At 56.2% G+C, this 13,111-nt stretch carries 9 protein-coding genes and 1 tRNA gene; 2 read left to right on the forward strand and 8 right to left on the reverse strand.

What is annotated here, in order from left to right; translation table 11 throughout:
* Nucleotides 1-163: 163 nt before the first annotated feature.
* Nucleotides 164-251: transfer RNA gene (locus ACESYO_RS15895), tRNA-Leu, on the reverse strand.
* Between the two features lie 186 nt (nucleotides 252-437).
* On the opposite strand from ACESYO_RS15895, the gene ACESYO_RS15900 reads away from it, so the two are divergent.
* Both ACESYO_RS15900 and ACESYO_RS15905 read left to right on the forward strand, forming a co-directional pair.
* On the forward strand, nucleotides 438-2,498 hold the full coding sequence (locus ACESYO_RS15900; RefSeq protein ID WP_373210807.1) for a DUF6311 domain-containing protein: 2,061 nt from the start codon (nucleotides 438-440) through the stop codon (nucleotides 2,496-2,498).
* Entirely contained in the window at nucleotides 2,495-3,445 is a 951-nt protein-coding gene (locus ACESYO_RS15905; protein ID WP_373210809.1) for an RluA family pseudouridine synthase, read from the forward strand. Before ACESYO_RS15900 ends, ACESYO_RS15905 begins: the two co-directional genes overlap by 4 nt.
* A 62-nt stretch (nucleotides 3,446-3,507) precedes the next feature.
* Here the strand turns inward: ACESYO_RS15905 and ACESYO_RS15910 are convergent, their stop codons facing one another.
* The 7 genes from ACESYO_RS15910 to ACESYO_RS15940 form a co-directional block, all read right to left on the reverse strand.
* Nucleotides 3,508-4,101 (reverse strand): toprim domain-containing protein, encoded by a 594-nt coding sequence (locus tag ACESYO_RS15910; RefSeq protein ID WP_058963024.1) that lies wholly within the window; start codon nucleotides 4,099-4,101, stop codon nucleotides 3,508-3,510.
* Nucleotides 4,098-5,126: a DNA polymerase III subunit delta gene (gene holA / locus ACESYO_RS15915; protein WP_276871952.1), complete on the reverse strand. Its 1,029-nt coding sequence runs from the start codon at nucleotides 5,124-5,126 to the stop codon at nucleotides 4,098-4,100. The genes ACESYO_RS15910 and holA overlap by 4 nt, the downstream gene beginning before the upstream one ends.
* Nucleotides 5,116-7,296, reverse strand: coding sequence for a ComEC/Rec2 family competence protein (locus ACESYO_RS15920; protein WP_373210814.1), 2,181 nt, complete (start codon nucleotides 7,294-7,296; stop codon nucleotides 5,116-5,118). Before ACESYO_RS15920 ends, holA begins: the two co-directional genes overlap by 11 nt.
* Nucleotides 7,214-7,753 carry a phosphoribosyltransferase family protein gene (locus ACESYO_RS15925; RefSeq protein WP_058963027.1) on the reverse strand — a complete coding sequence of 180 codons (540 nt, stop codon included), beginning with the start codon at nucleotides 7,751-7,753 and terminating at the stop codon, nucleotides 7,214-7,216. Before ACESYO_RS15925 ends, ACESYO_RS15920 begins: the two co-directional genes overlap by 83 nt.
* 49 nt (nucleotides 7,754-7,802) lie before the next feature.
* The gene (locus ACESYO_RS15930; protein ID WP_058963028.1) at nucleotides 7,803-8,141 is read right to left on the reverse strand and encodes a histidine triad nucleotide-binding protein; all 339 of its coding nucleotides are present in this window, start codon (nucleotides 8,139-8,141) and stop codon (nucleotides 7,803-7,805) included.
* A gap of 91 nt (nucleotides 8,142-8,232) precedes the next feature.
* Nucleotides 8,233-10,902, reverse strand: coding sequence for an alanine--tRNA ligase (alaS, locus tag ACESYO_RS15935; protein ID WP_373210810.1), 2,670 nt, complete (start codon nucleotides 10,900-10,902; stop codon nucleotides 8,233-8,235).
* Nucleotides 10,903-11,253: 351 nt separating this feature from the next.
* Nucleotides 11,254-12,966, reverse strand: coding sequence for a peptidoglycan D,D-transpeptidase FtsI family protein (locus ACESYO_RS15940; RefSeq protein ID WP_373210812.1), 1,713 nt, complete (start codon nucleotides 12,964-12,966; stop codon nucleotides 11,254-11,256).
* Nucleotides 12,967-13,111 lie beyond the last annotated feature (145 nt).

Here is a 13,111-nt window from a genome sequence, read left to right on the forward strand (position 1 = left end):
CCCCACACTATTATACCGCTTTCTTTTCCTCAATACGAGAAAAAGGCCACCTTTCGGTAACCTTTTTCGACAGGCTGAAAGCTCCCTGCCGAAATAACGGCAGGGAGCTTTTTCCTTCTTCGGATACAAAAAACGCCGGAGCAAAGCAACCTTTGCTCCGGCTTGGTGCCGCTGACCGGGATCGAACCGGTACGCCTTATTGGGGCGAGGGATTTTAAGTCCCTTGCGTCTGCCAGTTCCGCCACAGCGGCAAGCCTAATTATAATACACCAAATACATTGCGTTGTCAATGTTTTCCGATGGGATAGCCCTTCGATTCCAACAAAGGAATTGTAGGTTAGTGGGGAATCGTTTATAATAAACAAAGCAACCATGCCTGCGCAAATCTCTTTTATGTCGGGGTTTGCAGGAACGGAAAGGACGTGGCTTTGATTCAAATGCCTGGTTATGAAAAAAACGAGCGTCGGCGGCTGTTTGCTCTTGGCTGCCTTTTGGGCGCAGCGGTATTCTTTTTGCTGTATGGACTTTCGCCACTGGATGTGACAAACGACGCCTGGCTGCGCGGTGGATACATCGAGGCAGACATTCAGCAGCATTATGCGGGCTGGATGTTCTACCGGCAGTCTGAGCTTTCAATCCCCTTCTGCTTTTCGGATCGCATCAACTGGCCTTTTGGTTTGAGCGTGGCATTTACCGACTCCATCCCGCTGTTTGCTGCACTTTTTCGGCTGCTGGAACCTTTTTTGCCCTCTGTGTTCCAGTATTTCGGGCTGTTCACGCTGCTCTGCTTTGTATTGCAGGGAGGATTTGCCTGCCTGCTGGTGGGGCTGTTCAGCCGCAGAACGCCCATTGTACTGCTTGGCGCAGTTCCCTTTGTTTTTAGCCCTGTTCTGTTGGAGCGGGCGTTTCGCCATACTGCGCTGGCCGCTCAGTTCCTGATTCTGGCAGCACTGTATTATTACATTCGCGGGCGGCGGGAAGACCGTTTTTTCTACCCGGGGCTGTTCGCTGTGAACTGCCTGACGCTGGCCATTCACCCTTATTTTGCCCCCATGACGTATGCGCTTACTTTTGCGCTTTTTGCAGAACATGCGGTGTTTCACAAACAGTTTGCAAAGCCTGCCGCACTGCTCGCGGCCAATCTTGGATGCACCGCACTGGTGGGCTGGCTGTTCGGATTGTTCAGCGGAGGATCCGCATCCGGAGGAAGCGGCGTACAGTATGGGCATTTCTGCATGAATCTGAACGCGCTCTGGAACTCGATCAGCCGTGGTATGGGCAAATGGAGCCTGTTCCTGCCCGCCCAGAATCAAACACTGGGGAATTACGACGGCTTCAATTATCTGGGCCTTGGGATGCTTTTGTGCAGCGTGGCAGTTGTAATTGTTGTTCTGCGCTGGCATCGATCCAGCATCCTCAAATGCCTGAAAAATCGTTTTGGACTGCTGTTTGTTGTGCTTTGCCTGACGGTATTTGCGGTCAGCAATGTGATTACCGCCAACGGCGCTGTGCTTGCCCGGATTCCCCTGCCCCAGTTTGTGATACAGCTGGCAACCACTCTGCGCTCCAGCGGGCGACTGTTCTGGCCGGTATACTACCTGATTTTTACCTGCTGCGTAGCTGCACTGATCCGCTTGACCCGATACCAGAAACAATGGGTACAAACTGCTGTGATCGGGGTATTGTGCCTTGTACAGCTGGTGGATTTAAGCCCGGCATTGCTGGAAAAGGCGGGTTCGTTCCGTCCCTATTCGGATGCGGGATTTAACCTGTTGAGCCAGACAGACAGCAGCCTTGCAGCACTGCTGGATACAACCGAGGGTCGATACCAGCATCTGGTGGCACTGGGTCCGTTGAAAACCACCGGCCTGAGCCTGGCCCTTTACACTGCAGATGAGAAGATGACCAGCAGCGACACATCTTTTACTGCCCGCTATGATGAAGCTCAGGCCCAACAGCGGCAGGAGGAATTTGTACAGGCCATTACCGAAGGCGCAATGCCGCAGGACTGCATCTTCTTTACCGAACAGGAGGAAACCTTCCTGGCTGTGGCACAGGCGGCGCAGGATCAGGGTGCCTGGTGCGGGGTACTGTACCAGCGAACCGGCGACGAAACCCGTTCTCCTCTTGTCTATGTGATCGCCCCCGGACTGGAGGAGTTTACCCATCCGCTGGCAATGAAATTCAGTGAGAATTATCCGCTGCATCTGGCCAATTACTCCGATGACTTCTGGGATCACGGTATTTTGAGTTTGAATCTGGAAAGTATCGGACGGCAGGAGGATGCCAACAGGGTTGTTCTTTTCTATGATACTCCCTTTACCCGCCAGAAGCTGGAGGGAGCCACGGCTCTTTCCGATGGTGAGGGCGGGGTGTATCCCATTCTTGAAGTAAGTGATCAGGATGCCGGCTGGCTGATGGTCACACTGGAAATTGACGATGCGCACTGCCTGTATAACGAAAGCGGTCAGTGTAAGGATCTGGAGGTTCTTTCATGAAGATTATCTCTGTGAAAAGCCTTACCCCGGTAAGGCTGGACAAATACCTCACGGAGCAATTCCCTGCCCTGACCTTTGGCAGGTTAAATAAGGCATTGCGGGAAAACAAAATCAAACTGAACGGCAAAAAACAACCCCTTTCCACCCGGGTTCAGACCGGAGACGAGATCCGGCTGTTTCTGCCGGAGGAGCAGTTCAATCCGACAGCTGTTCAGGGCCCTGCATTTTTGCGTGCCCGATTCGCTGCAAAGCCGGTTTATGAGGACGAACACATTCTTCTGGTGGATAAGCCCGCCGGCCTGCCCGTAATCCACGACACCGAGCCGGATACACTGATCAACCGGGCCATGCTTTATCTGCACAGAGAGCATGGATGGGAACCCGGAAAGGGCCCGGCACCTGCGTTGTGCCATCGGCTGGACACCGGCACCAGCGGGCTTGTGCTGATCGCAAAGGATCCGCAAACCGAACAGCTGCTGATCGATCTGATCCGGGATCGGGAAATCCGCAAGGACTATCTGTGTGTTACATTTGGACGGCCCCGTCCCGAGCAGGCTACCCTGCAGGGATATCTGGTGAAGGATGCAGGCAAGGGGCTGGTACGGGTGAGCGAGCGTCCAATGCCCGGCGGCAAGGAGATCGAAACCCGGTATAAAACCCTTGCGGTGAGCGGCCGTCTGGCGCTTTTGCAGGTGGAACTGATTACCGGACGGACACACCAGATTCGGGCGCATCTGGCCAGCATTGGATGCCCCATTCTGGGCGACAGCAAATACGGCAATAACGCCGCCAACCGGGAACTGAAGCTGAAATATCAGGCGTTGTGTGCCTGGCAGCTCACCTTCCCCGTTCTGACCAATCCCCTGCTGCAGGGGGTAAGCGGACGCAGCTTTCAGGCTGAAAAGCCCTGGTGGAATCAGCAGATGCTGGAAGGTAAACTGAAATAAAACAAGAGGCCCGGGGCCACGCGAGGAGTAATTTGCTCCTTTCGCGGCCCCGGGCCTCTTGTTTATTCTTCGATTTGTTCAGCCAACGCCTGGGCTTCCTCGTAGGTATACAACTGATTGAGCACCTGACACAGCGCCTTTTTGGAAAGACGGGGCGGAAGGCCCAGCCTGCGCAGAAAAGCAAACCGCTGTTCCTGACTGCCGGCCGTGCCGGAAAGCCCCCACTGATATAGATCGGTGTAGGTAATGGCCCGACCGCTGCGGGCAGCAGTCTCACTGGCCCCCGCATCCAGAAGGGCCTTTTTTAATGCCTCCGGCGGAAGACCTTCCACACCAAGCAGACCTTCCTTGCCGGGAACCGCCTTGCGTGACTCCTTGCCTGCAATGGCAGGCACATAGGCCTGCTTCACATATTCGTGCCCGATCAGGTTGGACAAAAAGTTCCGGATGCGAAAGCCCGCTGCATCCGGGTCGGTAAGCAGGATCACGCCCCGCTGACGGCCCAGCTCTTTCAGCAGAGACTGGGTCTGCTTGTCTTTGTAAATGGCAAAGCCATCGGTGGTGATAATCAGTCCGTCCACCACTGCGCTGAGGGCCGCTGCATCATACCGGCCTTCCACCACGATCACCTGCTGGATGCGAAGTTTTTCACTCATCGTGTTACCCCCGCGGCTGCCAGACGGCAAAGTGTGGTTTGAAGCAGAACAGCGCTGTCTGTCGGAGAGCCCTTCAGCCCCTGGTCCAGCTCCAGCAGAATCTCCAGGCACTGCTCCAGCTGCGGCAATGTGTAGCGAGCGGCGGTTTCGGCAGATTTTTTCAGCCGGTAATCGCTGCCTTTATAGCCCAGATCCTTATGCACCTGGCCGTAGCTCTTTTTTACCGCCAGACCGGCCTTGACCCGGTAAAGATCCACATAACTGCCGATCATGGCTGCCGTGATGGCAATCGGATCGTTTTGCAGCCGCAGCAGGGTGTTCAGCTTTTCGCAGGCTTTGGCGGCGTTTTTACCGGTGATCAGGCGAACCATGTCAAAGACGTCTGCCTCAAGATTCTGGGTGCTCATCTCCACAATCAGGCCCGGTGTAATTTCGGTATAACCACTGGCGGCAGCCAGTTTATCCACCTCATTTTCCAGCAGAAACAGATCCTGACCACAGCGTTCCAGCAGCAGGCCGGCCGCACTTTCGCTCATGGCGGTATTCATGCCCTCGGCACGCTGACGCAGCATTCGACGCAGCTCCTGTACGCCGGGATGCGCTACCTCTGCGGCGTATCCCAGCGTTTCGCAGGTCTCAATGAGCTTTTTTGCCTGCTTGGACAGCTTGAGCTTGCCCCGCTCCTCTGAAAAAACACTGTGGATCACAAACACCGCATTCTCGGTGCTGGCCAACACATCACAGAATTCCGCCATGTCTTTTTCCGAGTAGGCTGAGGGCTGCAGCATGGGCAGCTCTACAATGCGGCGGGTTCCAAAAAACGAGATGGTTCCCGCTGCCATCACCAGCTCCTCCACCGTGGGCGCCGGGCCATCCAGTCGGGTACTCTCCCCGTCCTCCTGCAGCAAAGCCGCTGCCGTTTTTTCTGCGGCGGCACGGGCAAGGAATGGATCGGAAGAATAGTAGTAAAAAACCGGCAGGCCTTTCTGCAGCGCGGCCTGTTGTTTTTGTTCGTTATGCAGCATTGGTTACCCCCTCAAATGTGATTGCCCTGCCGGGGCGGATGAAAACAGTACCGCCCAAGGGGGCGTATTTCCAGTGGACATCTGGCTGTTCGGCGTGCCAGTCATACGATTTGGCGGTGAGCACCTGTACCGGGTCTACCATGCCGGGATTGGAAGCGCCCGCAAGCAGAAGATCAACCTGCAATGGCGTACCTGCTTCCAGCCGACCGGTGATCATAGCCACACGATAACCGCTGATTTCCAGCAATGCAAGATTTGCTCCACTCTGGTTGAGAAGAGAAAGTCGAATTCCGTGAAATTCTTCGATCCATTGCTGCCCTTCTGGCAGATCCTCTGTGTAAATCAAACGTCCCTGAACATTCAGCTCGCCGGGATTTTGTCGCAGATCCACCCAAAGCTCTGCCGTCCCTATCCCCTGAACATCCAACCAGTCCTGTACCTGCTGGCGGTTGCTTTCTCCGCCACGAAACAAAACCATCGCCTGCTGTTCTGAAACAATTACCGCACAGGGGCTTGATGTACTGCCCAAAAGGCGAATTGTGACCACATCCTGTGTCAGCGCACCGTATAAGTTAGCCGACAGCACAAGCCCCGCACAAAGCACCGGTACTGCCCAGCGCAGACGATGCAGCCGCCAGGCATACCAGAGCGCCGCCCCGCAAACAAGCACCGCAAATACAGTAAATGCTTTCGGCAAAACCAGCTTTGCCGCCGGAAGCGAAGCCATATAAAACACAATGGCATTCTGTAATTTGACCAGTACTCCGGCCAGCAGCATCACAGCCCGTGTGACACCATACAGAGCAGGTATCAGACCGGTAACCGCGCAAATCAGCCCCAGGCAGACGATTGGCCCGACCAGAGACATGACCAGCAGATTGGTGAGCACCGAAACTCCACTGGCTGACAATCCATGCAGCAGCTGAAGCGGCAGAGTAAATATCGCAGCAAACAAAGGCACCAGCAAGGAGGTGCATACACGCCGCAGCCGGAAGCGCCAGGGATGCTCCTCCTGTTCATCCATCCGGGCAGGAGGGAAAACTCTGGCTGCGCAGAGCACCCCCACCGTGGCGGCAAAGGAAAGCTGCAGCCCCAGATCGCAAACCGCATAGCAGTTTTGCAGAGAAAGCAGCACGGCAGCGATCCCCAGTGAGGTGAAGGAATCTGCAGGCTGCAACAAAAAAGCTCCCGTATAAAAAATCAACGCACCCACACCGGCCCGGGTCACCGAAGGGGTAAAGCCCACCAGCGCCATCATACAAAGAACAAGGAGCATGGCAGCCAGAGCCTTTTGTTTCCGGAATCGACCACCACAAGGGCGGTTACCGAGGAAGGCCCCGCATAAAAGAGTCAGATGCAAGCCAGATACCACCAGCAGATGGGAAACTCCAGCTGCCCGATAGGCTTCAGTGACCTCGTCTGTCAGGCGGCTTTTATCCCCCACCGCCATGGCGGAAAGAACTCCGCCCAGTTCCTGAGGCAGATACCGGCGGCAGCTGCGGGCAAGGGTTTCCTGAAGCCCCCGCAGAAAAAAGCGCGGCGCATGGCTCTGCCCCTCAAGCGAAAGGTTTTCTGCCCCTTCCACCTGAAGGAGTACGCCATCTGCAAGGTTGCCGTAGTAGTATTCGTCCCGTTCCAGAAGTTCCACCGAGAAATGCCCACGAAGCCGATCGGCCCTTTCACACTCCGGCATGGCCACGGAAGAGATTCGAAAACGCTTCCATACCGGCAGCTTCCTGCCGTTCAGCTCCACCACGGTAAATTCCCCGCGCACCGTTCCATCCTGAAAACCGGGATCCACCTGTTCCGCAACCACAAGAGCGTCAATTTCTTCTCCCGCCAACGCAAAAACCGGCGCTACCACCGTACTGTAAACCAGGGTGTGCACAAGGATCGCCGCCAACCCCACCAATGGAAGCAGACGACTGTAATCCCGTCGCGCAAGCGCCAGAGAATACCAAAACACGCATACAAAAACTGCCGCGAGCAGCCCGAGGGCCGCAGGCGGCAGATATACGGCGATGAGTTTGGTGGCGAACCAAACAAAACAGCAAGCTGCCAGAACCCGTCTCATTCGCGTTGCCGGATCAGTGGGTGAAGAGCGGCAGTTTTTCCAGGAAAATAATATCGGTACGGTCAGCGGCATCGCCTTCTGCCAGTGCAGCCGCACGGCCAACAACGGTGCCGGTGCTCTTGCCAACCAGAGTTTCCAGTGCATGCAGAGAACCGCCGGTGCTGATTACATCGTCCACAATCAGAATCCGCTTGCCATTCATGGCTTCCAGATCCTTCTGATCAATTACCAACTTCTGACGGGCACTGGTGGTAATGGACTGATCCTCCACAACCACCGGATTCTGCATGTAAAGCTTCTCGCCTTTACGGGCCGGAATGTACAGTTTTCCGCTCTGGCGGCTCATTTCATAGGCCAGAGGAATGCCTTTCGCCTCGGCAGTGACAATCACATCAAACTCCGGGCACTTTTCCAGCAGGGCTTTGGCGCATGCAACGGTCAGCTCCACATCGCTGAACATGATGAATGCAGCGATGGAAAGATGCTCGTTGATGGCACAAACCGGCAGTTCCCGGCTCAGGCCGGCCACATGCAGGGTATAGGTCTCGCTCATAATTAAATATCTCCTTTTTCTCGGTCACACAGCACAGGGCAATGACACATCAGCCCGGAGGCCAGGCAAGACTGCGCTTGGCAAGCACATGAAAGTGCAAATGCTTTACACTCTGGCCGCCGTCTTCCCCCACATTGGTTACCACCCGGTAACCATTTTCACAGCCCAGCTCCTTGCAAAGACGAGCAATGGTGGCGAATACATGAGCCAGCAGTTCGCCGTCCTGCTCAGTGAGCGCGGCAGCAGAATCCACATGCTGCTTGGGAATCACCAGAAAGTGAACCGGCGCCTGGGGATCAATGTCATAGAAGGCAAGGATCTTATCATCCTCAAACAGTTTGTTCGAGGGGATCTGGCCCTGAGCAATTTTGCAGAACAGGCAATCCATGGAAACATCTCCTTTCCTGAATCCATTGTATCGGCAAACGATCCTCGCACCCCGGAAAATTCCCCCGGGGTGCGAGAAACTTACAATTCAATCAGCCTTCCAGAACGTTTTTCACAATACCGGCAACGGCGTTCAGCGCCTCGTCGATCTTGTTTTCGTCCTTCAGACCAGCCATGGCGAAGTCAGGCTTGCCGCCGCCGTTACCGCCGGCAATGGCGGCAATCTGCTTCACCAGAACACCGGCCTTCAGGCCTGCATCCAGCGCACCTTTGCCGCAGGCAACTGCCAGGGTAATCTTGCCGTCGGTGGAGCCAACCAGAGCTGCCACGGTGTTGGGGGCCTTGTCGCGTACCTTTTCCGCCATGCTGCGCAGTGCTTCAGGAGCGGTACCGGAGAAGTAGGCGGTCAGAATCTTGATGCCGTTCACATCCTCGGCAGCCTCAAACAGGCCGTCGATCTTGCTGGCAGCAGCAGCGGCCTTGGCGGCATCCAGCTCCTTGCTCAGAGCCTTCACCTCGCTGGCCACAGCCACAGCGCGCAGGGGCAGATCCTTCATGTTGTTGACCTTCAGCGCATCTGCCACCTTGTGCAGCATCTCGGTGCGCTCGTCCAGCAGGTTCAGCACGCCGTAGCCGGTGGTGCCCTCGATACGACGGATACCGGCGGCTACACTGGACTCGCTGAGAATCTTGAAGCAGCCCAGCTGAGCGGTGTTCTTCACATGAGTACCGCCACAGAACTCGGTGGACCAGCCGTTCACGTCCACAACGCGAACCACATCGCCGTACTTCTCACCGAACAGGGCCATGGCGCCCATCTTCTTTGCCTCTGCAATGGGCAGGTTCTGGATGTTTACGTCCAGAGCCTCGAAGATCTTCTGGTTCACGATATGCTCCACCAGAGCCAGCTCTTCGGGAGTTACAGCGCTGAAATGAGTGAAGTCGAAGCGCACCCGCTCGTCGTCCTCGTAGGAACCGGCCTGATGCACATGGCTGCCCAGCACCTCGCGCAGAGCCTTCTGCAGCAGATGGGCACTGGTGTGGTTACGGGCGATGGACATCCGGCGGCCCTTGGACACAGCAGCGGTCACGCTGTCGCCAACCTTTACGGTACCCTCCATCAGGGTGCAGGTGTGAACGAAGTAGCCCTTGCCGGTCTTCTTTACATCCTTCACTTCCAGACGGGCACCGTCGGTGGTTACGATGGAACCGGTGTCGGCAACCTGTCCGCCGCTCTCGGCGTAGAAGGGAGTCTGATCCAGAACCACCAGAACGCCTTCCTTGGCGCCCTCGTCGGTGGAGATGGCATCCTCCAGTTCCTCGCCATCGGACAGAGCCATCACCTGGCCCTTGTCCTCCAGCTTTTCATAGCCGGTGAACACGGTAGCGGGTACGGTCAGCTCACTGAACAGATCGGAATCCCAGCCAGAGATGCCGCGGGACAGACGATCCTTGCGGGCCTTCTCCTTCTGCTTCTTCATCTCGGAGTGGAAGTTCTCCTCGTCCACGGTAATGCCAGCCTCAGCGGCAATCTCGCGGGTCAGATCCAGGGGGAAGCCGAAGGTGTCGTTCAGCTTGAAGGCGTCGATACCGGAGAGAATCTTCTCCTTGCCGGCCACGGCAGCCTTGGTGATGTTGTCGATCAGGCCATTCAGGATGGTCATGCCCTGATCGATGGTCTTATAGAAGCGTTCCTCTTCGGTGCCGATAACCTTTTTGATGTAGTCGGCATGCTCCTCCAGCTCGGGATAGCCGGCCTTGTTCTCGTGGATAACGGTATCCACCAGCTCGGTCAGGAAGGGGCGGGTGATGCCCAGCATCCGGCCGTGACGGGCGGCACGGCGCAGCAGACGGCGCAGAACATAGCCGCGGCCCTCGTTGGAAGGCATGATGCCATCGCTCACCATGAAGGTGGTGGAGCGGATGTGGTCGGTGATCACGCGGATGGAGATATCGGTCTTGGCGTCCTGACCGTAGGTCTTGCCGCTGATCTTCTCCACATGGTTCAGGATGGCGCGAACGGTATCAACCTCGAACAGGTTGCCCACGCCCTGCATCACGCAGGCCAGACGCTCCAGGCCCATGCCGGTATCGATGTTGGGGCGCTCCAGACGGGTGTAGTTGCCCTTGCCGTCGGAATCGAACTGGCTGAACACCAGGTTCCAGACCTCCATGTAGCGGTCGCAGTCACAGCCAACCTTGCAGTCGGGCTTGCCACAGCCGTGCTCGGGGCCGCGGTCAAAGTAGATCTCGCTGCAGGGGCCGCAGGGGCCGGAGCCGTGCTCCCAGAAGTTGTCCTCCTTGCCGAAGCGAACCATGTGATCCTCGGCAATGCCGATCTCCTTGGTCCAGATGTCCCAGGCTTCGTCGTCATCCTCGTAAACGGAGATGTACAGCAGCTCGGCGGGAATCTCCAGAACCTTGGTCAGGAATTCCCAGGCCCAGGCAGTGGCTTCCTTCTTGAAGTAGTCCTGGAAGCTGAAGTTACCCAGCATCTCGAAATAGGTGCCGTGACGGGCGGTGATGCCCACACGCTCGATATCCGGGGTGCGGATGCACTTCTGGCAGGTGGTCACCCGATGGCACGGGGGCTCTTCCTGACCCAGGAACCATTTCTTCATGGGAGCCATACCACTGTTGATCAGCAGCAGGCTGTTGTCGCTCTTCGGCACCAGGGGGAAGCTATCCAGACGGAGATGACCCTTGCTCTCGAAAAACGAAAGATACTTTTCACGCAGTTCATTCAAACCGGTCCATTGCATCGTTCATAACTCCTCTACATGTTTTGTGTGCAAAGCGCCAGATCAGATTACAGCCGGACTTCCCAGAAAAAAGAATAGCCCACGCCCCCAAACAGGGACGAAGGCTAAAAAATCTCCGTGGTACCACCCAGATTGCGGCCCTGATGCTTCAGAACCGCCGCTTTTTGCGCGTTAACGCCGCGTTACGCCCGGCTCTTCGCCGAGGGCTCAAGGGTGGCATGCGACGGGAGGAAAAGCAGGAATCTTGCACCGTATGATTCCCTCTCTGGAGCTGTCTGCCCGTCATTGGCCCTATCACAGCCATTATCATGATCATTTACTTTATCAGTATAGCGCGTGCCGCTCTGCTTGTCAACTGTCAGCAGCGAATTTTGACTGTTCTTCCTCCAGCTTCTCCTGCTGATGCAGAATTCGGGCGCGAGTCTCTTCATTTTGCAGCCAGAACAGCCCGTCGCACACCTGTGCAAACACGGTGGCGGAGCTTGTTCCAGGTTCCGGAGTACCATCCTGTAATACCACAATGGTATATAGCGGATCTTCGACCGGGTAAAAACCCGCAAACCAGTAGTTCATCTCTTCCCTGCCCTCTTCGTCGAACACGGCAGTCTGTGCGGTTCCGGTTTTGCCCGCAGCGGTGCCATTCTGCGGGGCGGCCTGCACACCGATGCCCTCGTTCACCACGCCAGCCAGCATGTCGCACAGGGCTTCGGCAGTGGATTCACTCACCACCTTACGGGTTTCCGGCTGATACAAATTCCGAACCACCTCGCCGCTGTCCTCATCAATCACCGCTTCCAGAAAGCTGGGGCTGCGATAGATTCCATCTGCTGCGAGAGCGTTATAAGCTGCGGCCAGCTGTACCGGCGCGGCCATCAGTTGGCCCTGACCAAAGCTGAAGTTTGCCAGCTGGCCCAGATCCTCCAGCGTCTCCTCCTCCGGCACCACGCCCTCGGCACTTTTCAAACCGCCAGCCAGATATACCGTCTGACCAAACCCAAACTTTCGGGCCAGTTCTGCAATGCGTGCACCGCCCAGCTGCATTCCCAGATCAATGAAAAAACAGTTGCAGCTTTTTTCCAATGCACCGCGGATGTTCATCAGACCGTGGGCTCTGTCCAGAGCGCAGTGGTAATCATGATCACTGATGGTGATCACACCTTCGCATTCCATACTGTACCAGCCGATGCCGCGTTCCAGAGCTGCCGCTGCCAATACCGGCTTGAATACAGATCCCACATTGTACTGACAGAGAACCCGGTTCAAAAAGGGCGAATTCTCATCCTGCAGGCTGGCCTGGATGTTGTTCGGGTCGAATTCCGGAACGCTGACGCTGGCACGAACCTTTGCCGTTTTTACGTCCAGTACAAGGATGCAGCCGGTGACCATGGACTGTTGCGCGATGGCTTCACACACCCGTTGGGTAGCGGTATCCAGTGTGAGCATTACCCCCTGCCCTTCCGCCTGGCTTTCCAGCAGCTGCGGTTCACTGCCCGCCAGCAGAGACCCCTGTGCAGTTGTCACGCATTGAATTTCCCGGGTGGACTGACCACTGCTGAGTAATTCGTCAAATGCCAGCTCCAGCCCCGCCACCCCGCTGCCATCCCCGTTCAGATAGCCAATCAGATGCTCTGCCAGCGGTACCGGGCAGTATCGATTGGGTACGGAATAGGTATAGATCCCCTGATCGGTCAGATCCCGGTCTACCTGAACCAGAAAGGGCGACAGTGCATTCCGCTTTTCATAAAGATAAGCCTGCTCACTGTACGGCACATACTGAAACAGCTCCGCGTAGCTGCTTTCCCCCGGAATGGACAGCGCATAATACTGCTGGCCGTATCCGGTGATGGCTGTTCCGTTACAGTCGTACAGATTTCCCCTGCTGTTTTCCAGCGTAAGAGTGGTAACCGTCTGCGCCTGTGCGGTCTGTGCGTATTCCTGATTCTGCGCCAGAAGATACAGGCGCCCCATCACCACCGAAAATGCCACGAGAACTGTTCCGAACAGCGCAGCCAGTCGCTTTTGGGTCATGCCGCTCACCTCCGTATCCAGTGTGGGCGGATCCATGGGACTTCATTCCGCCTTCTTTGGATTTCGCAGGCAGAAAAAGACCGGCATGCAAAATTGCATGCCGGTCTCAGCCTGTCGAAAAAGGCCACCTATCGGTGGTCTTTTTCTCGTATAAGGAAAGGGAATGCGGTATAATGGTGTG

The sequence above is a fragment of the Allofournierella massiliensis genome (genome assembly GCF_964241245.1).
GTDB classification, from domain to species: Bacteria; Bacillota; Clostridia; order Oscillospirales; family Ruminococcaceae; genus Allofournierella; species Allofournierella massiliensis.